Raw genomic sequence first — 25407 nt, forward strand, 5'->3', positions numbered from 1 at the left:
TCTCCCCCGAATGACCGACCCGACCGGCAGGACGCCCGTCGTCCTGCGCGCACCGAATAAAAACAATACTCACGGATGGCAGCCCGATGTTCGACACCCCCTCCACGCGCGGCATGGCCGGCGCGCAAGCCGCTGTTTTACCCGATAACTGGCACCACGACGCACCGTTCGACAGCGACCAGTGCGTGCATGGCCTGTTCGAAGCGCAGGTACGGCGGGCGCCGCACGCCATCGCCGCGCGCTATGGCGAGGATGCCCTGAGCTATGGCGAGCTCAATGCCAGGGCCAACCGCCTGGCCCATCACCTGCGTGCCCAGGGTGTCGGCCCGGACGTGCGGGTCGGCCTGTGCGTCGAGCGATCGCTGGACATGCTGGTGGCCGTGCTCGCGGTGCTCAAGGCCGGGGGCGCCTACGTGCCGCTGGATCCCGCCTACCCGCGGGCGCGCCTGGCGCACATGCTGGCCGACAGCGCGCCGGCGGTGCTGCTTGGCCACAGCCGGGCACTGGCGTTGATCGCTGGCCTGGAGCTGGCTGCGGTGGTGCTCGACCTGGACGAGGAGCACGCCTGGGCCGATCAGCCGGCCTTTGATCCCGACCCGCGAGCGATCGGCCTGACGCCCCGTCACCTGGCGTATGTGATCTATACCTCCGGCTCCACCGGCACCCCCAAGGGGGTGATGGTCGAGCACCGTGGCCTGGTTGCGTTGAGCGCCGCCTGGGGCCGCTTCTATGCCCTGCAGGCGCCGCTTAATCACCTGCAGATGGCCGGTTTTTCGTTCGATGTGTTCAGTGCCGATCTGATCCGCGCGCTGGGCTTTGGCGGCAGCCTGGTGCTGTGTCCGCGTGACACGCTGATGGACCCGCCCGCGCTGTACCGCCTGCTGAGCGAGGCGCAGGTAGGCTTCGGCGACTTCGTGCCGGCAGTGCTCAACCCGCTGATGGACTGGGCCGAGGCGAACGGTCGCGACCTGTCGTTCCTGCGCACCGTGGTGTGCGGCTCGGACGTCTGGACCGCCCACAGTGCCCGCCAGCTGCGCCGCCTGTGCGGCGAGCGAGTGCGGATCGTGCAGGCCTATGGCGTGACCGAGGCCAGTATCGACAGCACCTGCCACGAAGTACCGGCGCTCGATAGCGCCGACGCCGTGCTGCCTATCGGTCGACCGCTGGCCAACTGCCGCGTCTACCTGCTCGACGCGCAGGGGCAGGCGAGCGAGGAGGGGGAGTTGTACCTCGGCGGCGTCGGTGTCGCGCGCGGCTATCTGAATCTACCGCAGTTGAGCGCCGAACGCTTCATCGACAGCCCCTATGTGGCAGGTGAGCGCCTGTACCGCACCGGCGACCTGGCGCGCCTGAACGCCGAGGGCCAGCTCGAGTTCCTTGGCCGCCGCGACCAGCAGGCCAAGCTACGCGGCCTGCGCCTGGAACTGGGTGAAATCGAGGCACGCCTGGCGCAAGTGCCCGGCGTGCGGCAAAGCCTGGTGCTGCTGCGCCAGGACCCACCGGGCGAGCCGCGCCTGGTGGCCTACTACGCCGAGCAGCCGGGCGCCGGCTTGACCCCGGCTGCCCTGCGCGAACACCTTGGCGCGCATCTGCCGGACTACATGCTGCCGAGCGCCTACGTGGCGATGCCGGCCTTGCCCCTGACCGCCAATGGCAAGTTCGACCGCAGCGGCCTGCCCGCACCGCAGGCCGGTGACCTCGAGCAAGCGCACTACCTGGCGCCGCAGGGCACGCTGGAAACCACCCTGGCGGCCATCTGGGCCGAGGTACTGGGCCTGGCGCGGGTTGGGCGCGACGACCACTTCTTCGCCCTTGGCGGCCATTCGCTGCTGGTCATGCGCATCCTGGCCAGGGTGCGCCAGGAACTGGCCCGCGAAGTGGCGCCGGCGCTGCTGTTCGAAAACCCGCGGCTCAAGGACTTCGCCGAGCGCCTCCAGGCCAGCCGGGACGAGGCGTGCATGCCGATCGTCGCGATCGAACGATCCGGCGCGCAAACGTTGTCGTCCGCCCAGCAGCGCTTGTGGTTCCTGGCCCAGCTGGAGGGCGGCAATGCCGCCTACCACATGCCGCTGAACCTGTGCATCAAGGGCCCGTTGCAGGTGACGGCACTGGTCGCGAGCCTGGACCGCCTCGTGGCTCGCCACGAAGCACTGCGCACCACCTTCGCCAGCATCGAGGGCGAGGGTCGCCAGCTCATCGGTGCCGCGGACCAGGGCATGGCCTTCAGCCAGGTCGACCTGCACGGCCTGCCTGATGCGCAGTCGCGCCTGGAGGCGTTGATCGAAGAGGAGGGCGCAAGGCCCTTTGACCTGGCCCAAGGGCCACTGATGCGTGCCTGCCTGGTACGCCTGGCGGTGGACGAGCATGTGCTGCTGCTGACCCAGCATCACATCATCTCCGATGGTTGGTCGGTAGGCGTGCTGACCCGTGACCTGGAGGCGCTGTATGCCGCCGCCGTGCAAGGGCGCGAGGCCCTGTTGCCTGCGCTGGCGGTGCAATACGTGGACTATGCCGCCTGGCACCGGCAGTGGCTCGCCGGCGAGCGCCTGGACTGCCAGCGCCGCTACTGGCGACAGGCGCTGGAAGGCGCGCCGGCGCTGTTGACGCTGCCGACCGACCACCCGCGCCCGGCCGTGCAGGACTATCGCGGCGGCTACGTGCCGCTGGTGCTGGACCGCGCCCTGACCGCGCGCCTGAAGGCACTGTGCGCCGCCCAGGGCACCACGCTGTTCATGGCCCTGCTGGGCGCCTGGTCGCTGCTGCTGATGCGCCTGTCCGGCCAGGACGACGTGGTCATCGGCGTACCCTCGGCCAACCGCCCGGACCCGGCGCTGGACGGGCTGATCGGCTTCTTCGTCAACACCCTGGCCTTGCGCGTTACCCGCAGCGGCGCCCCTTCGCTGACGCAATGGCTGCGCCAGGTCCGCCAACTGACGTTGCAGGCCCAGGCCCACCAGGACCTGCCCTTCGAACAGGTGGTGGAACTGCTCAACCCGTCGCGCAGCCTGGCCTACAGCCCGTTGTTCCAGGTGCTGTTCGCCTGGGAGCAGGACCAGGGCCAGACCCTGGCCTTGCCGGGCCTTGAAGTCAGCACCGTGCCGGCGCGCCAGCGGGTGGCCAAGTTCGACCTGCAACTGGCGTTGAGCGAGCGCGACGGAGAGATCGTCGGCGGCCTGGAGTACGCCAGCGGGCTGTTCGAGCCCGCTACCGTGGCGCGTTTCGGCGAATACCTGCGCCGCCTGTTGCAGGCCATGGTCGATGAGCCCGCGCAGTCGATCGCCACGCTCGAGCTGGTGGACGGCGCTGAGCGCGGGCAGGTCCTGGAGGCCTTCAACCGCACGGCCCGCGACACCGCCAGCCAGCCGGGCTGCATGGCGCGCCTGGAGGCAATGGCCCGGCGCGAGCCGGGTGCCGTGGCGCTGGTCGCCGACGGGCAGTCCCTGAGCTACGCCGAATTGAACCGCGCGGCCAACCGCCTGGCCCACCACCTGATCGCCCAGGGCGTCGGCCCCGAGCAGCGGGTCGGCCTGTGCCTGGAGCGCTCGGTGCAGATGGTCGTCGGCCTGCTGGCGATCCTCAAGGCGGGCGCGGCCTATGTGCCGTTCGATCCAGCCTATCCGGCCGAGCGCCTGGCCTTCATGCTCGCCGACGCCGCGCCAAGCCTGCTGTTGACCCAGGCCTCACTGTGCCCGGGCCTGCCGCAGGCGGTCGAGCTGCTGTGCCTGGATCGCGACGCGGCCCGCTGGGCCGGCTGCCCGGCCAGCGATCCGCAGGTGGTGGTCAGCCCGGCGAACCTTGGTTATGTGCTGTACACCTCCGGCTCGACCGGGCGGCCCAAGGGCGTGGCCCATAGCCGCCGCGCCCTGGACAACCTGATCGGCTGGCAACTGGACGACGACCCGGCGCCGCGCCGGGTGCTGCAGTTCGCCTCGCTGAACTTCGACGTGTCGTTCCAGGAGATCTGCAGCACCCTGTGCCAGGGTGGCACCCTGCTGCTGATGAGCGAAGCCGGGCGCAAGGATCTGGCCGCCCTGCGCCCGACCCTGGTGGCCCAGGAGGCGGGGCGCGCCTTCCTGCCGTTCGCCGTGCTGCAACAGCTGGCCGCGCTGACCGAGGCCGGCGCTCCCGTGCCGGCTGGTGGGTGCGAGATCGTCACCGCTGGCGAGGCGCTGCAGGTCAACGATGCGTTGCGCACGTTGGTCCGCGGGCTGGGCGGCGCGCGCCTGCGCAACCAGTACGGGCCCACCGAGACCCATGTGGTCAGCCAGTTCAGCCTCGCCTGCGATGAGGCTGAACACTGGCCGGAACTGCCGCCGATCGGCAAGCCGATCGCCAATGCGCGGCTCTATGTGCTGGACGGCGACCTCAATCCGCTGCCGGTGGGGGTGTCCGGCGAGCTGTACATTGCCGGCGCCTGCCTGGCCCGCGGCTACCTCAACCGCAGCGCGGCGAGTGCCGAGCGCTTCCTGCCTGATCTGTTCAGCGCCGAACCAGGCGCACGCATGTACCGCAGTGGCGACCTGGCGCGCTGGCAGGCCGACGGCAACCTCGAATACCTGGGCAGGGCGGACCAGCAGGTCAAGCTGCGCGGTTTCCGTATCGAACTGGGCGAGATCGACAGCCTGCTGCGCCAGCAACCGGGCGTGCGCGACGCCGCCGTGCTGTTGCGCGAGGACGTCGCCGGCGACCCACGCCTGGTGGCCTACGTGGTCGGCCAGGCGCCGCAGACCCTGCGCGCCGCGTTGCAGCGCCAGTTACCCGAGCACATGCTGCCCAGCGCCTGGGTCAGCCTGGAGCAACTGCCACTGACCCGCAACGGCAAGCTCGACCGCCAGGCGTTGCCGGCGCCCGAGCGCGGCGGCGCGGCGCATTTCGAAGCGCCACGCGACGACACCGAGCGGCGCATGGCGCAGGTCTGGGCCGAGGTGCTCAAGTGCGAGCGGGTCGGCATCCATGACAACTTCTTCGACCTGGGCGGGCATTCGCTGCTGGCCACGCGCCTGGTCTACGCGATCAACCAGCGCCTGGGCACGCAGCTGTCGCTGAGCAGCCTGTTCCAGGCGCCCGTGCTGATGGACCTGGCCGCCCAGGCCAAAGCCACGGCGCACGGGCAGGCCGCGTCCGAGGTTCAGGCACTGCAGCCCGATCCTGCGAGCCGTCACACGCCATTCCCGCTCACCGATATCCAGCAGGCCTACTGGTTCGGCCGCGAAGCCAGCGTCAGCCTCGGCGGCGTCAGCGCCCACGGCTATGAGGAGCTGCGCATCCCGGCGTTCGATGTGCCGCGTTTCGAGGCCGCGCTCAACCGCATGATCCTGCGCCACGACATGCTGCGGGTGGTGTTCCTCGGCGATGGCACCCAGCAGGTGCTGGAGCAGGTGCCGCGCTACAGCATGGCCGTGCACGACCTGCGTGCCCTGGGCGCAGAAGCGGCCAACCAGGCCCTGCTGGCCACCCGCGAGCGTCAGTCGCACCAGGTGCTCGACGCCAGCCGATGGCCGCTGTTCGACTTCAGCGTGTCGCTGCTCGACCATGGCATCAGCCACCTGCATATCAGCCTCGACGCGTTGGTGGTCGATGCCGCCAGCACGCAGATCCTCGCCCGTGAGCTGATGGGGTTCTATCACGACCCCGAGCTGGCGCTGCCCGAGCCGGGCGTGACCTTCCGCGACTATGTGCTGGCCGAGCGCCGGCTGCGCGCCGACCAGCGCTATGCGCAGGCCCTGGACTACTGGCGCGGGCGCATCGAGCACCTGGCCCCGGCCCCGGACCTGCCACGGGTATGCCAGCCGGAAAGCATCGCCAACCCGCACTTCACCCGGCGCGATCGCGACATGCCGGCGTCGCAGTGGGCCCAGCTCAAGGCCATGGCCCGGCGTTTCGGCGTCACCCCGTCGGTGATGCTGCTGACCGCGTTCAGCGAGGTACTGGCGCTGTGGAGCCGGCAACCGCGCTTCACCCTCAGCCTGCCGCTGTTCAACCGCCTGCCGTTGCACCCGCAGGTGGACGCGATCATCGGCGATTTCACCTCCCTGGTGCTGCTGGAGGTGGCCATCGACGGCACCGCCAGCTTCACCGACAAGGCCCGCGCCGTGCAGGCACGCCTGTGGCAGGACATCGATCACTCGGTGGTCAGCGGCGTGCGCGTGCTGCGCGAATTGTCCCAGGCCCGCGGCGTGCAGCAGACGGCGATGCCGATCGTGTTCAACAGCACCCTGTCGGAAGCCGCACCGGAGCTGGCCGAGTTCAACCTGGCCGACGCCCTGGGCGCGACGCTGGAACACAGCATCACCCAGACCCCGCACGTGTGGCTCGACCACACCCTGCTCGAGCTCGAAGGTCGCCTGCTGTTCAACTGGGACAGCATCGATGCATTGTTCCCCGAAGGCATGATCGGGCAGATGTTCGCCGCCTACAACGCGCTGCTCGATTGCCTGCTTGCCCCTGAAGCCTGGGCCGCCAGCACGCCGCAGTTGCTGCCCCAGGCGCGCCTTCCGCAAGCGCCAGCGGCGCCACGAGACCTGCCGTTGATGCACGCGCTGTTCGAGCGCCAGGCCCTGGCCACGCCACAGGCCGTCGCGGTGCTGGGCGCCCGTGAGCTCAGCTACGGCCAGCTGCGCCAGGAGGCCCGCCAACTGGCCGCGCAACTGCAAGCGCGTGGCGTGCAGCGCAATCGCCTGGTCGCGGTGGTGATGCAGCGTGGTTGGGAGCAGGTAGTGGCGACGCTGGCGATCCTGTATGCCGGCGGCGCCTACCTGCCGCTCGATCCGAACCTGCCCAAGGCGCGCTTGCAGCACATTCTCGAACGCGCCGAGGCCACCCTGGCGTTGACCCAACCCAGCCTGATGGAGCAGGTGGCGTGGCCGGCGCAGATTACCGCGCTGACGGTCAGCGAGCAGGCGCACAGCGCGGCCGAAGCGCTGCGCGGAGTGGACGTGTGCCCCGACGACCTCGCCTACGTGATCTACACCTCCGGCTCCACCGGTACGCCCAAGGGGGTGGTGATCGACCACCAGGGCGCGGTCAACACCTTGCTCGATATCAACCGGCGCTTCGCCGTGGGCCCGCAGGACCGCGTGCTGGCCATCTCGTCGCTGAGCTTCGACCTGTCGGTGTACGACTTCTTCGGCACCCTGGCGGCGGGCGCGGCGGTGGTGATGCTCGAACCGCAGTTGAGCCTGGATCCTGCGCACTGGGCCGCCCTGGTCGAGGGTCATCGGGTGAGTGTGTGGAATTCGGTGCCGGCGCTGCTGGGCATGCTGGTCGAGTACCTGGAGGGCGAGGGCAGGGCGCTGCCGGCGAGCCTGCGCCTGGCCATGCTGTCCGGCGACTGGATCCCGCTGGCGTTGCCCGAACGCGCCCGGGCACTGCGCCCGGGGTTGCAGATGATGAGCCTGGGCGGGGCCACCGAGGCGTCGATCTGGTCGATCAGCTACCCGATCACCCAGGTCGATCCGGCGTGGCGCAGCATTCCCTACGGCAAGGCCTTGGATCACCAGCGTTTCCACGTGCTGGACGAGGCCCTGCAGGTGCGCCCCACCTGGGCCACCGGCCACCTGTACATCGGCGGCATTGGCCTGGCCAAGGGCTACTGGCGCGACCAGGCGCTGAGCGCCAGGAGCTTCTTCGACCACCCGCTGACCGGTGAGCGCCTGTACCGCACCGGCGATCTCGGGCGCCTGCTGCCCGATGGCAACATCGAGTTCCTCGGCCGCGACGACAACCAGGTCAAGGTCCAGGGCTATCGCATCGAGCTGGGCGAGATCGAGGCCGTGCTCAATCGCCACCCGGGCGTGCACAGCGCGGTGGTGCGCATCCTCGGCGAGGCCCAGGCGCAAAAACGCCTGGCCGGCTACGTGCTCAAGGCCGATCCGGCGCTGCAGGTCGGCGACTTCGCCGGCTACCTGGCCGACAAGCTGCCGGCGTACATGCTGCCGTCATCGTTCACCTTCGTGGAGGCCTGGCCGCTGTCGGCCAACGGCAAGGTCGACAAGAGCCGCCTGCCCGAACCCGAGCAGGCGCCGGCCAGCGGCCCGCAGTTGCTGCTCGACGGCCCGCAGGAACAGCGTCTGGTGGCAATCGTCGAGCAGGTACTGGGCCAGCCTGCCATCACCGCCGATGCCAACCTGCTGAGACTAGGCGCCACCTCCATCGACATCGTGCGCATCAGCAACGCGCTGTCCAGCGAACTGGGCTTCCGTCCCCATGTGGCGCACCTGCTGGCGCAGCCGACCCTGCTCAACCTGCTGGCGCTATACCGCCAGCGCCCCCAGCGTCACGAAGCGCCGAGGGCGCAGGTCGACGAGGTGCTGGACGATCCCCAGCAACGCGCACGCTTCAAGGCCGAGCAACGCGCACGGCGGCGTTTCGCCGACGATGCGCGGCAGGTGCCCCTGGGCGTGCCGGACGATCCGGCCTTTATCCAGCGTTATCGCGACTACCGCTCGGTGCGCCATTACCTGGAACAGCCGATCACCGCGCAGGCCTTTGCCGGGCTACTGGCGATGCTGGCCCAGGGGCAGCTCGACGGCGAGGCGAAGTACCTGTTCCCCTCGGCCGGCGGCGCCTATCCGCTGCAGACCTACCTGTACATCAAGCCCGGGCGGGTGCTCGGGGTGCCCGGCGGCGCCTACTACCACGACCCGGTCGCTCATCGCCTGGTGGCCATGGGCGACGGTGCGCTGGATGCCGACACCTACGACTACTTCGTCAACCGGCCGGTGTACGAGGGCGCGGCGTTCGCGCTGTTCTTCGTTGCCGACCTGGCGGCGATCCGCCCGCTGTACGGTGACGGCAGCCGCGAGTTCTGTCTGATCGAGGCCGGCGCCATGGCGCAGTTGCTGACCATGGCTGCGGCCGACCTGGGGCTGGGCCTGTGCGGCGTCGGTTCGGTGGAGGCGCGCCAGTTGGCCGGGTTGTTCGACCTGGGCGCCGAGCATGCGCTGGTCTATTCGATGGTGGGTGGCCTGCGCGCAGCCCATGCAACGCCACCCACGCAGCCTGAGGTACTCGCCGTGACGGCGCAGGACGACAACGACATGGAGGAATTCGAAGTATGAACGCCCATCAACTGCTGGCGTTGTTCGACCGCCATGGCGTGGCCCTCGAAGTGGACGGCGACAAGCTGCGCTGCAAGGCGCCCAAGGGGTTTCTCGATGACGCGCTGATGGCGGCGCTGAAGACCCACAAGCAGGCGTTGATTGCCTTGCTCGCAGCGCCAGACGACAGCGCGCCGATCCCGTGCCGTCCGCACGGGCAGGTCGATTGCCCGTTGTCCTTCTCGCAGCGGCAATTGTGGTTCCTCGACCAACTGGCGCCGGGCAACCCGTTCTACAACGTGCCCTCGGCGCTGCGGCTCAAGGGCCGGCTGGAGACTGCCGTGCTGGAGCGAGCGCTGAACGTACTGGTCGAACGCCATGCCATGTTGCGCACCACCTTCGCCAGCGTCGATGGCGAGCCGCGCCAGGTGGTGCACGCGAGCCTGCCGCTGACCCTGGCCGTGCAGGACCTGAGCCAGTTGCCCGAGGCGCTGCGCCAGGAGCGCCTGGCCGCCGCCGTCGAAGCCGAGGCCCGCGCGCCGTTCGACCTGGCCCAGGGCCCGCTGCTGCGCTCGACGCTGCTGCGCCTGGGCGAGGATGATCACGTGTGGCTGTACAGCGTGCACCATATCGTCGCCGACGGCTGGTCGATGGGGGTGATCCTGCACGAGGTCGCCAACGCCTACGCCGAGCTGCTGCGCGGCGTGCCTGCGCGCCTGGCACCGCTGCCGATACAGTACGCCGACTATGCCTGCTGGCAGCGTCAACGCCTGGACGGCGCGACGCTACAGGGCCAGCTGGACTTCTGGCGGCGCACCCTGGCCGGTGCGCCGACCCTGCTGGAAATCCCCGGCGACCGCCCGCGCCCAGCCGTGCAGCGATTCGTCGGCGCGACCTTCAGCTCGACACTGGGCGCCGACACCCTGACCGAGCTCGACGCCTTGGCCCGGCATACTCAAGGCACGCGCTTCAATGTGCTGCTCGCTGCACTGGACGTGCTGTTGTGGCGCTACAGCGGGCAGCGCGACCTGTGCGTGGGCACGCCATTCGCCAACCGCGGCAGGGCCGAGCTCGAACCCCTGGTCGGGCACTTCGTCAACACCCTGGTGATCCGCCAGCAACTCGACCCGGCGCAGACCTTCGCCGAACTGCTGCGCGAAGTGCGCGGCAACATGCTGCAAATCCACGCGCACCACGACGTGCCGTTCGACCTGGTGGTCGAGGCGCTCAACCCATCCCGTGACCCCGGCCATTCGCCGCTGTTCCAGGTGATGATGGTGGTGCAGAACACCCCGGGCGCCGCTGTCGCGTTGCCGGGCCTGGAAATGTCGCCTCACGGTACTGGCAGCGCCACCGCCAAGTTCGACCTGGCATTCGAGTGGAGCGAGCGCGACGGTGCCCTGCACCTGCTGGTCGAATACAACACCGACCTGTTCGACCGATGCACCATCGAGCGCCTCAGTGGCCATTATCGCCATCTGCTCGCCCAGGTGGCCGCCGATCCCAAGCGGCCCTTGCGCGAGCTGTCGTTGCTGGATACGGCCGAGCGCGAGCAGGTGCTGCACGGCTGGAACCGGCCGGCCCTGCTGCCGACGCCGGTCGATTGCGTGCACCGCCTGGTCGAGGCGCAGGTGGCGCGCAACCCGCAGGCCTGCGCGGTGGTATTCGAGGGCGAGGCGCTGAGCTATGCCGAACTCAATGCCCAGGCCAATCGCCTGGCGCGCCACCTGCGCACCCTGGGCGTCGGCCCGGATGTGCGCGTGGCGGTCTGCGTGGAGCGCTGCGCGGCATTGCCGGTGGCGCTGCTGGCGGTGCTCAAGGCCGGTGGCGCCTATGTGCCGCTGGACCCGGACTATCCGATCGGGCGCCTGGGTCACATGCTGGGCGACAGCACCCCGGCGGTACTGCTGACCCTGGGCGCGGCCCGCGCCCCCCTGGGCCAGGCCATGCAGTCCTCGGGCTGGGAGGCGCCGGTACTCGACCTGCTGGCCGACGCCCCGTGCTGGGCGCACCTGGCCGCCGAAAACCTCGCCGCCCATGAAGTGGGCGTGACCCCCGAGCACCTGGCCTACGTGATCTACACCTCGGGCACCACTGGCCTGCCCAAGGGCGTGATGGTCGCGCATCGCGGGCTGGGCAATCTGCTGCTGTGGTGCCTGGGCGTATGCGGCGAGGCCGGGGCGATGCTGCACAAGATCCCGTTCGGTTTCGACGCCTCGGCCTGGGAAACCTTCTGGCCGCTGGCCACCGGCGGGCGCCTGGTGATCGCCCGGCCCGGCGGGCATCTGGAGCCCGGCTACCTGGCCCGGCTGGTACGCGAGCAGGGCGTCACCGCGATGGTGTTCGTGCCGGCCATGCTGCAGCTGTTCCTGGAGGTGGAGGAGGCCAGCCTGTGCCACGGCCTGAGCGATGTGTTCTGCGGCGGCGGCGAACTGTCGCCGGCCCTGGCGCGGCTGTTGCGCGCACGTCTGCCCAAGGCGCGGCTGCACAACGTCTACGGGCCGACCGAGACCACGGTCATCAACAGCATCTGGACCCTGGCGCCGGGTGACACGGTGCCGGCCCTGCGCTTGCCGATCGGCCGGCCCATCGCCAACAACCGCTTCCATGTGCTCGACGACTTCGATGCGCCGGTGCCGCCCGGTGTCACCGGCCACCTGCACATTGGCGGCGTGGGCGTGGCCCGTGGCTACCTCGGGTTACCGGCGCTGACCGCCGAACGTTTCATCGACAGCCCGTTCGTGCCCGGTGATCGCCTCTATCGCAGCGGCGACCTGGCCCGCTACCGCGCCGATGGGCAACTGGAGTTCCTCGGGCGCGACGACTTCCAGGTCAAGCTGCGCGGCGTGCGCCTGGAACTGAGCGAGGTCGAGGCGCGGCTGCAGGCCTTCCCCGGGATCACGGCCAGCGTGGTCCTGATGCTCGGCGAGCAGGCCGAGCACCAGCGCCTGGTGGCTTGCTGCGTGGCGCCCACCAGGCCGGACGAACAGGCCGTGCGCGCGCACCTGGCCGACACCTTGCCCAGCGCCGTGCTGCCCAGCAGCTATCTGTGGCTCGACGCCATGCCGCTGACCGCCAACGGCAAGGTCGATCGCCTGGCGCTGGCCGAGCGCGCCGAACACGACCTGGCCGCGCGCCAGGTCAACCTCGGCAGCCCCCGCGACCATATCGAACTGACCCTCTACCAGATCTGGAAAGGCCTGCTGCTGGCCCCGCAGATCGGCATTCGCGACAACTTCTTCGCCGTCGGCGGCACCTCCATCGCCGCGGTCAAGATGGCCTACCAGATCGGCCAGGCCTTCGAGGTCGAGGTCCCGGCGCGGGTGGTACTCGGCCACCCGACCATCGAGGCCCTGGGCGGCTGGTTGCGAAACGGGGCCGCCACCCAAGGGGACAACGGCAACCTGATCACCTTCCGCCAGGGCGAGGGGCGGCACAACGTGGTGTGTATCCACCCGGCCGGCGGCACCGCGTTCTGCTACCTGTCGTTGGCCAAGGCGCTGCCCGAGGCGGTTGGCGTGTACGGCGTGCAATCGCCGGGGCTCAACCCCGGCGAAGCCACCGAGCCCACGGTCGAGGCGATGGCCGATGCCTACCTGCGCCTGATCGAGCCCTTGACGCACGGCCCGCTGCTGCTCACCGGGCTGTCGTTCGGCGGCCTGGTGGCCTACGAGATGGCCCGCCGTCTGCGCCTGGCCGGACACGGGCAGGTCAGCGTGGTCCTGCTCGACACCCAGGGTTCGGACGATCCGGGCTTCCGGGCGCAGATCGGCACCGTCGACATGGCCGAGTTCCGCGACAAGCTGGTGCGCTTCAACGGCATGTACCCCGGCATCGAGGACGCCCAGGTCGAGCGCTACTTCCACGTCTACAACCATAACCGCCTGGCCATGGCCGCCTACGCCTGCCCACCCCAGGCCGGGCGGGTGGTGCTGGTGCAGGCGCGGGAAGACATGGCTCGCGGGCAGTTGCGCGGGCTGCGGGCGTTCTGGCGGCGCCGCGCCGCTGATGGCTACCTGGCCACGCTGGTGCAGGGCGGCCACTGGGACATGCTTGAAAGCGCCGAGATCCATCGGGTGTCACGCACCCTCCAGCGTGAACTGCAACGTTTCGACGCCCAGGAGGGCAAATGATGAGCGTGCTCCAGGACACCGTGCTTGCGCGATTCGCCGCCCAGGTACAGCGCACCCCGCAAGCTCTGGCGGTGATCGATCAACAGGTGCGGCTGAGCTATGCGCAGCTGGCAGGCGCCAGTGAACGCATCGCCCGGGGCTTGCAGGCGCGGGGCGTGCTGCCGGGCCAGGCGCTTGCGCTCTACCTGCCGCGAGGCTGGCAGGGGGTGGCGGCGCTGCTCGGCGCGCTCAAGGTCGGCGCCGTGGTGATGCCGCTGGACCGCGCCAGCCCCGGCGAGCGCCGTGCTTTGATGCTGGCCGATGCCGACTGTGTCGGTGTGCTGAGCCTGGCGGATGCGCCCCAAGGGCTGCCGGGGCCGTGGGAGGCCAGTGTCGAGGCGCTGCTGGACTACCCCGAGCAACCGGCGCAGCCGTTGCCGCAGGCCTTCGCCGAGGTGATGTGCCTGTTCTACACCTCCGGCACCACCGGCCTGCCCAAGGGTGTGGAGGTGGGGGAGCGCGGCCTGCTGCGCCTGGCGCAGGCCGGCAGCTATATCGATATCCGCCCCGGCGACCGTTTTGCCTGCCTGTCCAACCCGGCCTTCGATGCCTGCAGCTTCGAGCTGTGGGCACCGCTGCTCAACGGGGGCTGCTGCGTGATGATCGCCGACCACGACCTGCTCGACGCCTGGCGCCTGGCCGAAGTGCTCGAGGCGCAGCGGGTCGACACTCTGTTCATCACGGTTTCGCTGTTCAATACCCTGAGCGCTGAGTACCCGGCCTGCTTCGCCAGCCTGCGCCAGGTGCTGACCGGCGGCGAGCAGGTCGGCGCCGTGGCGCTGCGCGCCTGGTACCAGGCCAATCCGCATAGCGCCTGCCGCCTGTTCAACGTGTATGGCCCCACCGAATGCACCACCTTTGCCCTGTGCCATGCAATCCCACGGGAGTTTGTCGGCGACAGCGTGCCCATCGGCCTGCCGTTGCCGGACACTGGCATCCAGGTGCTCGACGCAGAGCAGCAGCCGGTGGCGCCGGGCGCGGTCGGCGAGCTGTACCTCAGCGGCAGCGGCGTGGCCCGTGGCTACCGCAACCGCCCCGAGGAGACCGCGCGCGGGTTCGTGGCGCTGCCCACTGTCGATGGCGACTTGCAGAAGCACTACCGCACCGGCGACCTGGTGCGCATCAACGCGCAAGGGCTGGTCGAGTGCCTGGGGCGGGTAGACCGGCAGGTCAAGGTCCGCGGTTTCCGTATCGAGCCGGGCGAGGTGGAGCAGCGCCTGCGCGAACATCCCCAGGTGGCGCAGGCCTTTGTCTGCAGCCGCCGGCAGGCCGCCGAGGACCACCAGTTGCTGGCCTTCCTCGTGCCACGCGGGACGCTGGACTACCGCGAGTTCGAGTCTTACCTGCGCAAGCATCTGGCGCCCTGGATGCGCCCGCAGCAACTGTTCCAGGTGCCGCGCCTGCCGCTGACCGCCAACGGCAAGATCGACCAGGCCGAGTTGCTGGCCCAGGCCACCCGGCCTTGGCGCGCGCCAGCCGAGGCGGGCATGCAGTCGCCGCAACTGCACTGGCTGCTGGAGCAGGCCCGTGGGCTGCTTGGCCAGGCCGCCCTGGGCGCCGGGGACGACTGGCTCGGCAGTGGCGGCGATTCGCTCAAGGCCATGCGCCTGCGTTCGGCGATCCGCAGCCACTGGCACCAGGAAATCGCCATCGGGACATTGCTCGAGGAGCCGTTCGCCGCATTGGCCATGCGCCTGGAGCACGGGCAGGGCGGGGCCACGGCCTATCCGCCCGCGCCAGCCCCCCATGGCAGCCAGGCCGGCCCGGCCAGCAGCGAACAGCGCCGCCTGTGGCTCGAACAGCAACGCTTGCCCGAATCGACCGCCTACAACGTGCCGATGGTGCTGCACCTGGCGCCGGGTGCGGACCCCGAGGCCCTGGCTGAAGCGCTGCGCCGTCTGGTGGCGCGCCATCCGGCGCTGCGTACCGCGTTCGTGGCAGGTGCCGACGGCCCGCAGCAGGCGATCACCGAGTCGGCCGCTGTCTGTCGGCTCCTGGCTCCCGGCCAATTGTCCGAGGACACCTGGCCAGCCTTCGCCAGCCTGGTGTTCGACACCCCCTTCGACCTGGCCAGCCCGAGCTTGCTGCGCGCCTGGGTGGCGCCGCATGCCGACGGCAGTTGCCGCCTGCTGCTGAATCTGCACCACAGCATCACCGATGGCTGGTCGATGAACCTGCTTTTCGACGATCTGGCCAGCCTGTACCAGGACACCCTGCAGGGGCGCGACACCCAGGCACCGGCGCCGGCCCTGGACTCCCTGGACTTTGCCCTGTGGCAGCGGCAATGGAGCGTCAGCCCGGCCTACCGTGAACAGCGGCGTGCCTTGGTGGCGTTGCACGCACGCCACGGCGAGGCGACCTCGCCGCGCCCGGCCAGGTATCCCGGCGATGCCCGGGGGCGCCTGTATCGCCAGCCACTGGGCGAACGGCGCAGCGCCGCTCTCGAACGCTTTTGTGCCGAGCAGCGCCTGACCCGCTTCGACGTCCTGTTCAGTGTCTTCGCCTGGAGCCTGCACGCGGTGGTCGGTTGCGAGCGCCCGCGGATCGCCAGCCCGGTGGCCAACCGGCCGCTGGCCGAGTTCGAGGCCAGCGTGGGCATGTTCGCCAACACCGTGCTGATCCCCACCGACCTGAGTGCCACGCAACCCCTCGGCGAGCAACTGCGCCGACAGACCGCCACCGTGCGTGAAGTGCTGGCCTTGCAGGACGTGGCCTTGGCCGATCTGGTCGAGGACCTGCGGCTGTCCTCGGGCCATGGCCTGTTCGATTACCTGTTCGTGCTGGAAAACACCGACTACGCCAAGCTCGCCGCCGCCCCGTTGCGGGCCAGCCTGGAGCCGTACGCGACGCCGCAGGCCAAGTGCCCGCTGAGCTTGCTGGTGGTGGGCGGTGACGGGCCGCTGGAGTGCTGGTGGGAATATCAGTGCAGCCATTTCGAGGCTGAGGAGGTAGCCGCGCTGGACACGTTGCTGCACCAGGGCCTGGACCTGTTGCTGGCAGACCCCCGGGCGACCCTCGACACCCTGGTGGCGCCTTATCGGCAACGCCTGCCAGCGGCCAGCGAAGGCGCCGACGTTAGCCTGCCGTTCGTCACGCTGGCCGACTGGTTCGAGCATCAGGTGCAGGCAACCCCAAAGGCCACCGCGTTGGTGGCCGGACCGCGACAGCTGGACTACGCCGAACTGGATGCGCTGGCCGACACCCTGGCGGCGACCCTGGCCAGTCGCTACGCAGGCGCAGGCCCGTTGACCATGGTGCTGCTGCTGGCCCCGTCGGTGGAGCACGTGGTCGCCTTGCTCGCCCTGGCCAAGCTCAACATCACCGCCGTGCCGCTGGACCCGAGCTATCCGCTGACGGTACAGCGCCAGGTGCTGGCCCAGGCGCAAGCGTGCTGCGTGCTGTTCAGCACGGCCACACAGGCGGCGTTGCAGGCGCTTGATGTCGACGCCAGCCGCTGCCAGCGGGTGAACCTCGACGCCGCGCCGGCAAGCCTGACGCGGCCCCGGCACCGTGGCGAGCGCCCGTTGTACACCTTGTTTACATCGGGCTCGACCGGTACGCCGAAAGGCGTGCAGGTGACCGATCGTACCCTGTGCAACCTGTTGCACTGGCAGCGCAATGCCGGGCAGTTGCCGGCCCGTTCGGTGACCTTGCAGTTCTCCATGCTGTCGTTCGACGTGGCGTTCCAGGAGTTGTTCGGCACCTTGTGCGGCGGGGGTTGCTACCACCTGATCGAACCGCGCTGGCGCCAGGACGCCGAGGCGCTGCTGGGGTATCTGCAACAGGCGCGCATTGAGCGGCTGTTCCTGCCCTGCGTGGCCTTGCAGCACCTGGCGCAGACCGCCGTGGCCCAGGGCATCTATCCCGCGTCCCTGCGCGAGGTGGTGACGGCCGGCGAACAGTTGCTGTGCAGCGAGGCGCTGCGCACCTGGTTCGAAGGTCTGCCCAAGGCCAGCCTGTTCAACCACTATGGCCCCACCGAAACCCATGTGGTCAGCGCCTACCGGCTGCCGCCGGACGTGCGCGCCTGGCCACTGCGCGCGCCCATCGGCCAGGCGGTCGACAATGCCCGGCTGTTGCTGGTCGACGCCCTGGACCGCCCGGTGCCCAGCGGCAGCCAGGGCTACCTGCTGGTGGCCGGGGCGATGGTTGCCCGCTGCTATCTGGGCGATGCCGCGCTCAACGCCGAACGTTTCGTCGAGCTGCCCCAGGCCGAGGGTGGCCGCTGCCTGTACTACCGCACCGGCGACCTGGCCTGGGCCGACGCCGAGGGCTGCCTGCATTACGTGGGCCGTGACGACCAGCAGGTCAAGCTCAGCGGCCATCGCCTGGAACTGGGCCAGGTCGAGGCGGCGTTGATGGCGGTGAGCGGCGTGGCCAACGCCGTGGTGACGGTACAGGGCGAGACTGCGCGCCTGGTCGCCTGGCTGCAGCTTGGTGGCACGCCGCCGACGGTACAGGCCCTCGACCAACAGGTGGCGCGGCAGCTGCCGGCCCATGTGCGCATCGACCAGTACCGACGTATCGACGACTGGCCGCGCACCCCCAGCGGCAAGATCGAACGCAAGGCCCTGGTCGGGCAGGGTGAGCCGCTGGAACGGCGCCGCGTGGTGACGGGGGTGTCGAGCCCACTGGAGCTTGAACTGGCGACGCTGTTCCACGAGGTGATCGGCCACGCCATCGAGCCGCAGCAGACTTTCTTCGAGGCCGGCGCCACCAGCCTCGGCCTGATGCGCCTGCAGGCGCGCTACAGCCAGGCGCTGAGCCGTGCCCCGAGCATGGCCGAGCTGTTCGAGCACGTGACGATCCGCCGCCTGGCCGCGCACCTGGCGCGTGACGCAGCCACCCCGGCGCAGCGTGCGCGTGCCAGCGATGCCCGCGAGCAGCCGATGGCGATCATCGGCATGGCGGTCAACGTCGCCGGTGCCCGCGACCTTGGCGAGTTCTGGGCGATGGTCCAGGACAATGCGCTGGGTATCGAGCACTTCGCCGCCGCCGACGGCCTGGTCGGCGCCCGCAGCCAATTGCACGGCATGCTCGACTTCGATCCCGAGTACTTCGGCATCAGCCGCCAGGAGGCGCGGCTGATGGACCCGCAGCAGCGCCACCTGCTGATGGCCTGCGTGCAGGCCCTGCAGCACGCCGGCATCGTGCCGTCGAGCGAGGGCCCGCGCATCGGCCTGGTGGCCAGCTGTGGCGAGACCACCTACTTCCAGCAGATGCTGCGCGAGCAGGGCGCCGGCGAGTTGCCGGACGGCTTCCAGCTGGCCCTGCACCACGACAAGGACTTCCTCGCCACCAAGGCCGCCTACCACCTGGACTTCACCGGGCCGGCGCTGAGCGTGCAGGCCGCCTGCGGCAGCTCGCTGATCGGCGTGCACCTGGCCTGCAACCTGCTGCGCCAGGGCGACAGCGACCTGATGCTGGCGGCCGGGGTGCTGATCGACCCGACCCTGGCCGACGGTTACCGCCACCGTTCGCAGCACATCTTCTCCCGCGACGGGCTGTGCAGGCCCTTCAGCGAAGACGCCAGCGGCACCCTCGGCGCCAGCGGCTACGGAGTGGTGGTGCTCAAGCCACTGGCCCGCGCCCGCGCCGATGGCGACCGTATCTACGCGCTGGTGGAAGGCTCGGCGCTGAACAACGATGGCCGCGCCAAGATGAGCTACACCGCGCCGTCGGTGGCCGGGCAGGGCGCGGTGATCGCCCGGGCCCTGGACAAGGCCGGGGTGAGCGGCGGCGCCATCGGCTACGTCGAGGCCCATGGCACCGGCACCTTGCTCGGTGATCCGGTCGAGGTCGCCGCGCTGACCCAGGCATTCGGCGAGGCGCCGACGGGCAGTTGCGCGCTGGCCTCGGTGAAGAGCCAGATCGGCCACCTGGGCGCGGCGGCAGGCGTGGTCGGGCTGATCCGCGCCACGCTGGCGGTGTACCACGGGGTGATCCCGCCCAACCTGGGCTTCTCCGCCATCAACCCGCAGATCGACCTGGCGCGCTCGCCGTTCCATATCCCGACCACGGCGCAACCCTGGCCGCAGGGGCAGCGGCGCATGGCCGGGGTGAGCAGTTTCGGCATCGGCGGCACCAACGCTCATGTGATCGTCGGCGCGTTGCAGGCCGAGCCGCAGGTGCACGAAGCGGTGGCGCCACTGTTGCTGCTGTCGGCCCACAGCCGCACGGCCCTGGAGCGCGATATCAGCGTTGTCGGCGACTGGCTGCGGGCCAACCCCGGTGACGTGCCGGCGCTGCTGCGGCACCTGCAGGGCGGCCGTCGCCAGGGTCGTTGGCGTTTCGGCATGGTCTACCAGGCAGGCGATGCCCTGTCGCTGGCGGCGGTGCGCGAGGTCAGTTCCTCGTCGGTCCGGCTGCTGGCCAGCGAGCATGCGCCCCAGGCGGTGCTGGCAGCCTGGTATGAGGGTGCGCAGATCCAGTGGCCGAGCCGTTCGGTGGCGCCGCCCTGGAACCTGCCGCCATCCGCCTTCGACCTGGAAACCTACCGTTTCCAGGGGCACTCCACGCCTGAGCGCAAGCCTCTGGCCGACTGGTTCCACCAGCGGCAATGGCAGCGCGTGCGCCGCCTGGGCACGGCGGCCGTGCACAAGGGCCAGCGGACGCTCGTGGTATGCGCGCATGACGCCGCCGACGAAGGTGTGCTCGCGACATTGGGCCAAGCCTGCCAGCGGGTCGTGCACGTGCGGGCGGGCAAGGGTTTCCGTCAGCTTGCTGCCGACCGTTTCGAACTGGACGTGTGCGACGCCCAGGCACTGGGCCGCCTGTTCGATGCACTGCCAGGGGCGCTGGACTGGCTGCACGCCTTGCCCCTGTCGGTGAGCGGCGCGGTCGACGAACGCAGCCTGGCGACGGCGCAATGGGCCTGCCTGGATACATCCGGCAGCCTGCTGCAGGCCTGGGGCCAGGCGCCGCGTGACGCCAGCCTGCGCCTGTGGCTGCTGTCCTGGCAGGCGTGCCCGGTGCAGGGCGCGGTGGCACGGCCGGAGTTGGCGGCCCTGGCGGGGGTGACCGAAGTCGCGCCCCAGGAATACCCGCTGCGCTGCCATTGGCTGGACCTCCCGAGCCCGGCGCTGGGCGAGCACGCCAGCGCCCTGGCCCCCTTGCTGGGCGAGCCCGAGGCGTTGCCCCGGCGCCTGGCCCTGCGCGACGGCTTCCTGTGGCAACCGCGGCTGGTGCCCAGCCCGCTGCCGGCGGCCCCGGCGCCAAGCCTTGCGCACACTGGCACGTTCCTGATCCTCGGTGCTGGCGGCATCGGCCTTACCCTGTGCCAGCACCTGCTGCACGCCGAGGGGCGGCGCGTGGTGCTGCTGTCGCGTTCGCCGACGGGGGACATGGATCACCCGCGGGTCGACTGGGTGCAGGCCGACCTCGCCGACTTGACGCGTTGGCCCCAGGTACTCAAGGACCTGGCCTGCCGCTACGGGCACTTCGACGGGGTGATACACGCCGCAGGGGTCGGTGCCGGCAGCCTGATCCGGCATCGCGACGCCCGGGAGATGGCCGCCGCCATGGCCGCCAAGACCCGTGGCCTGCTCGCCGTGGAGGCGCTGATCGCACGGATGTCGCCCGGCTTCGTGCTGTACTGCTCGTCCATGTCGGCACTGTTCGGTGGCGTGGGGCACCTGGACTACGCCGCGGCCAGCGGCGTGCTCGACGGCTTTGCCCATTACCGCGCAACGCCCGACGAAGGCTGCCTGCGCCTGGGCATCAACTGGGATATCTGGTGCGATATCGGCATGGCCACCCGCACCCATGGCAGCGACGCGGCGCACCAGCAGCACCTCAAGGTCGGGCTGTCGGCGGCGGAAGGCTGCGAAGTGTTCGAGCGGGCCATGGCCGCGCAGCTGCCCCAGCTGCTGGTCTCGACCACGTCACTGGAAACCGCCCGGCGCTTCTATCCTGTGCGTCATGGCGTGGCGGCGGCGCAACCCCAAGGCGTGGTGCAGGCGAGCGGGAGCGACCTGGCCGAGCGCCTGCGTGGCTGTCTGTGCCAGTGGCTGGGCGTGGACGCGCTGGCGGACGATGCATCGCTGTACGACCTGGGCGCTGACTCGCTGACCCTGCTCGACCTGATCGATGAATTGCAGGGCGCCACCGGCCAGGTCGTGCAGTTGTCGCAGTTCAGCCCGCAGGTCAGCCTGGGCGAGGTGCTGGCCCTGGTTGCCGACGAGCCGGGGCAGGCCAAGGGTGACGGCGACCCATGGCGCCAGGCGCTGCGCATCGACCCCTGGCAGCAGGGGGGCGGCCGTCAATGGTTGTACCTGATCCACCCGGTCGGCGGTGACGTCCAGGCCTACCGCGAGCTGGCCACGGCGCTGCACCCGGACCTTTGCGTGCGGGTGATCGCCGACCCGGTACTGAGCCAGCCGGCGCTGCCCAACCTCTCGCTGCAGGCCCGCGCGCAGCTGTACCTGGACGCGATTCAGGCCGAACTGCCCGCCGGTGCACGCTGGAGCCTGCTGGGCTGGTCCTTCGGCGCCTGGGTGGCCCAGGCCCTTTGCGCCCTGGCCGTTGAAGCCGGGCGCGAGGCGCCGACGCTGTACCTGGTCGATCCACCCGCGCCGGATGCCGGCACCGAGTTGCAGCAGATCGACGAGGCGCAGATCCAGCAGGTGTTCGAACGGGAATTCGCCCAGCGCAATGGCGAGGCGGACGGCGCGCGCTATCTGGAGCGCCTGGTGACCTGCTGTCGCAACAACCTGGCGAGCATGCTGGGGCACGTACCGCCCATGCTGGCGGACACGCCCGGGCGGCTGTTCATCGCCACGCGGCCCAACCCCTACGGCATCGGCAGCGGCTGGCAGGCGCAGGACCTGCGCCAGGCCTGGCAGGCATTGCTGCCGGGCCTGAGCGACTGGGCGACGCTGGATACCGATCACTATGGCATCGTCGCCGGCCCCTGGGCCCGGCAGATCGCCGAGGCGATCAATGCCGACCTGCAAGCGCAGGGGGAGGCTACCCATGCTGGCTGAACAGATCACGCCACCTGTGTGGCTCAGCCCATTGCTGCGGGTGTTGCAGACCGGGCCATTGCCACTGCCGCTGGAGCGGCAGGCGTACTGGCGCCTGCTGCACCGGTGGCAGGCCGAGGTGGTGTTGCCGCTGCTCGCCGAGGCACTGCCCGAGCACGTCCAGGCGCTGCTCACGTTGCAACGCCTGCACCAACGCGCCGGCCTGGGGCTGCGCGGGCGTGTCGGTGAGTGGCGCGCCGCGCTCAGGCCGGTACTGTTGCCCGCGTTTCGCCGGGCCTATGACGCCGAAGCGGCCTACGCCCAGGCCTATGAGAGCGCCCTGGACTACGGCCAGGCGCCGAGCAACCAGGCGATGATCGCCGGCCAGTTCGGTGACGCCGAGGCTTTCGCCCGGCACTACGCGCAATTGAGCACCGAGGCCAATGCCCACGCGTTCGCCACGGCCAATGCAGCGGCCAGCAGCGAGGTCGCCGCCCGCGCCTATGCCAACGCTGACGAACAGGCGTGCGCCAGTGTCGTCGGCGCCTTTGCGCGGGTCTGCAGCTGGGCCTGCGCGACCTCGACCGAGCAGCGCATGGCGCCGGCCAGGCACCTGGCAGCGGGGCTACTGCGCCTGGCGAGCCAAACCAATCAATACGCATCAGGGAGGGAAGCATGGATCAACACGGATTGAGCGCCATCGAACGGATTGCCGGCGCCCAGCGCACGCCGTACCGCAGCATCAGCGTGGAACGGCTGACGCCGATCATCGGTGCCGAGATCGCAGGGGTCGATTTGTCGCGCGACTTGCCGCCGGCGCAGTTGCTGGAGATTCGCCGGGCGTTCCTGGAAAACCACGTGCTGGTGTTTCGCGACCAGCAGCTCAGCGTCGAGCAGCACAAGGCCTTCGGTCGCCTGTTCGGCGAGTTGCGTGCCTTGCCGCTGGAAGACATCGACGGCGACGACCCGGAGCTGGTGGTGATCCGCGCCAATGCGCAGTCGCGCTTCGTCGCGGGCGAGACCTGGCATACCGACGGCACCGCCGACCTGGAGCCGTCCATGGGTTCGATGCTGTACGTTAAGGAAACCCCGGCCATCGGCACGGGCGGCGACACCCTGTTCGCCAACATGCACCTGGCGCTGGAGATGCTGTCGCCGGCCATGCAGGCATTTCTCGGCACCCTGACCGCCATCCATGACGGCGAGATCCCGTGGAAGGGCTACACGCCGCCGCCCGGCCTGCCCAAGACCGAGCACCCGGTGGTAGTGCGCCACCCCGAGACCGGGCGGCCTTCGCTGTTCGTCAACTCGGGCTTCACCTCGCATATCGTGCAGCTGGCGGCCGGCGAGAGCCAGGTGCTGTTGAACATGCTATTCGACCTGGTGGCCCGGGAGCCGGTGCTCAGTTGCCGGGTACGCTGGGCGCCGGGCACCCTGGTGTTCTGGGACAACCGCTGCACCCAGCACCATGCGGTGTGGGATTACTTCCCGCATTCACGTTATGGCGAGCGGGTGACGATTCTTGGCGGGCGGCCGCGGGCCTAGGCCATCTGCCGCAACAACTGATCGAGCACCAGCTCGCCAAAGGCCAGGTTGCCATGCAGCGGATCATCGATTTCACAGAACTCGACCCGCTGCAGCCCCCGGTCGTCATTGGCGGCTGCGCGCACATCGACCAGCTCCACGCCCAGCCCGCGCAGGCGCTCCATCAGCAGTGTCTGCGCGGCCATGAACACCCGGCGGTCGGCCATCGGCGGCACCCGTTGCGGTGGCAGCACGGCGTACACCTTGACGCCCAGGGCCAGTGCCTGTTCGTAGAACGCCAGGGCGGGGCGCGACAGGGTGTCGATGATCGTTGCGAACAGCGGCCCGTCGAGGAAGCCGGGGTCGAACTCACCATCCGGGCCCTGGTAGCAAAACCAGTTCTGGGTGGTGGCCAGGTAGTGCAGGCTCAGGCCTATGCTGCACACCAGCGGGCCGGGAATTTGCCCAAGGCAGGGGGCGTCGAGCTGGGCGAGGGCCTGGCGATACAGTTGCTCCAACTCGGCGTCGCGCATTGCCACGTCGTCAGCCGCGAGGCTGAAGAAATCCACGCCGAAATCGCGCCCGGCACCCAGTGGCCCACCACCGAACGCCAGCCCCCGCGCCCTGGCGGCCAGGCCGACCACCGCGACATGGGAATCGCCCAGCAGCAGGAAGCTAGGCGTAGTAGTCGAGCCTGGCGTCTTCACAGACAAGGTCCTCACAGGTTACGGACGGGGTGGCGACGCTTGTCGCGGGCGCGGCCTCGGCAGCCAGGCCGGCGAAGAACTGGCGCATGACGAAGGCCACGCCCTCGGGCGTCACCTCGCGTTGGTTGGGCTGGTAGAAGGCGCCCTTGAACGGGGTGCCGGTGATGATCTCGTAGGACGGGAAATAGTCCACCTCGGGCAGGTCCTGGCACAACTGGCCGGCCACGGCGCGCAGCACCGACTTGGAATAGGTGGTGGCGCTGAGCACGTGCTCGCCGGTGGCGCTGGCGGTCAGCGGCACCGGCGAGACGGTGAGCAACAGGCGCAGGCTTGGGTTCACCGCGCGCATCAGCGCGATGGCGTCGGTCATGGCCTGGCAGGTGTCGGTGAAGCCGAAGTTGCGGAACTGGTGGACCCGCGGGTCGAACTCGCCGCGCACGGTGCCGGGGCACAGCGGATAGACCACGCCGGTGTCGCGGTGGACCCAGGCCTCGGTCAGGCCCAGGGTGAAGACGAACACCTTGGCGCGACGCACCGCCAGGCGGATCGCCGCCAGGGTTGCCTGGCGCGAGGCGAACAACGCCTGTTCGCTGGCGAAACCGGCGGGCTCCACGGTGGGACGGAACGGGTCGAAAAAGCGTCCGTCATGCGCCCAGGTCTCGCCAGGCTGGGGCTGATCATCCAGCGCCCATTGCAGCCACTGGCGCAGCATGGCCGGGGTATAGAGGTTGCCGGTGCGGAACGAGAACACTCCGTACTGTCGCGCCCTGCGCTGGTCCTCGGGCAAGTCGGCCGGGGCTGGCTCGGCATCGAGCCAGTTCATTTCCCGGGCCACCAGGGCACGGCCGATGTGCTGGGCAAAACAGGAGCCGGCGGTAACGATGGCATCCTTGGCTTCGATCTCGAAGGCGGGCGACCACAGTTCGCCGACCTGTTCGGCGGGTTGCTCGGCGATCGCCGTGCGCCAGAAGGCGCGGGGCTGCAGGCATTGATAGGGGTTCAT

Annotated in this window: 7 protein-coding genes; 5 read left to right on the forward strand and 2 right to left on the reverse strand. The window is 69.9% G+C overall.

The window, feature by feature from the left end:
• Nucleotides 1-86: 86 nt before the first annotated feature.
• From ACODS9_RS04305 to ACODS9_RS04325, 5 genes are read left to right on the forward strand one after another with little or no spacing between them, the layout of a single operon-like run.
• Nucleotides 87-9059 (forward strand): non-ribosomal peptide synthetase, encoded by an 8973-nt coding sequence (locus ACODS9_RS04305; protein ID WP_489093320.1) that lies wholly within the window; start codon nucleotides 87-89, stop codon nucleotides 9057-9059.
• A complete protein-coding gene (locus ACODS9_RS04310; protein ID WP_489093321.1) occupies nucleotides 9056-13171 on the forward strand; it encodes a non-ribosomal peptide synthetase in 4116 nt (1371 codons plus the stop codon). The genes ACODS9_RS04305 and ACODS9_RS04310 overlap by 4 nt, the downstream gene beginning before the upstream one ends.
• A complete protein-coding gene (locus tag ACODS9_RS04315; protein ID WP_489093322.1) occupies nucleotides 13168-22194 on the forward strand; it encodes an amino acid adenylation domain-containing protein in 9027 nt (3008 codons plus the stop codon). The genes ACODS9_RS04310 and ACODS9_RS04315 overlap by 4 nt, the downstream gene beginning before the upstream one ends.
• Entirely contained in the window at nucleotides 22184-22867 is a 684-nt protein-coding gene (locus ACODS9_RS04320) for a hypothetical protein (protein WP_489093323.1), read from the forward strand. The genes ACODS9_RS04315 and ACODS9_RS04320 overlap by 11 nt, the downstream gene beginning before the upstream one ends.
• Nucleotides 22849-23718 carry a TauD/TfdA dioxygenase family protein gene (locus ACODS9_RS04325; RefSeq protein ID WP_401108505.1) on the forward strand — a complete coding sequence of 290 codons (870 nt, stop codon included), beginning with the start codon at nucleotides 22849-22851 and terminating at the stop codon, nucleotides 23716-23718. The genes ACODS9_RS04320 and ACODS9_RS04325 overlap by 19 nt, the downstream gene beginning before the upstream one ends.
• Here the strand turns inward: ACODS9_RS04325 and ACODS9_RS04330 are convergent.
• Together ACODS9_RS04330 and ACODS9_RS04335 are read right to left on the reverse strand one after the other, a co-directional pair.
• A complete protein-coding gene (locus tag ACODS9_RS04330) occupies nucleotides 23715-24404 on the reverse strand; it encodes a hypothetical protein (protein ID WP_489093324.1) in 690 nt (229 codons plus the stop codon). The genes ACODS9_RS04325 and ACODS9_RS04330 overlap by 4 nt on opposite strands.
• A complete protein-coding gene (locus ACODS9_RS04335; protein ID WP_489093325.1) occupies nucleotides 24373-25407 on the reverse strand; it encodes a GSCFA domain-containing protein in 1035 nt (344 codons plus the stop codon). The genes ACODS9_RS04330 and ACODS9_RS04335 overlap by 32 nt, the downstream gene beginning before the upstream one ends.

It is taken from the genome of Pseudomonas sp. FG36, assembly GCF_057809275.1.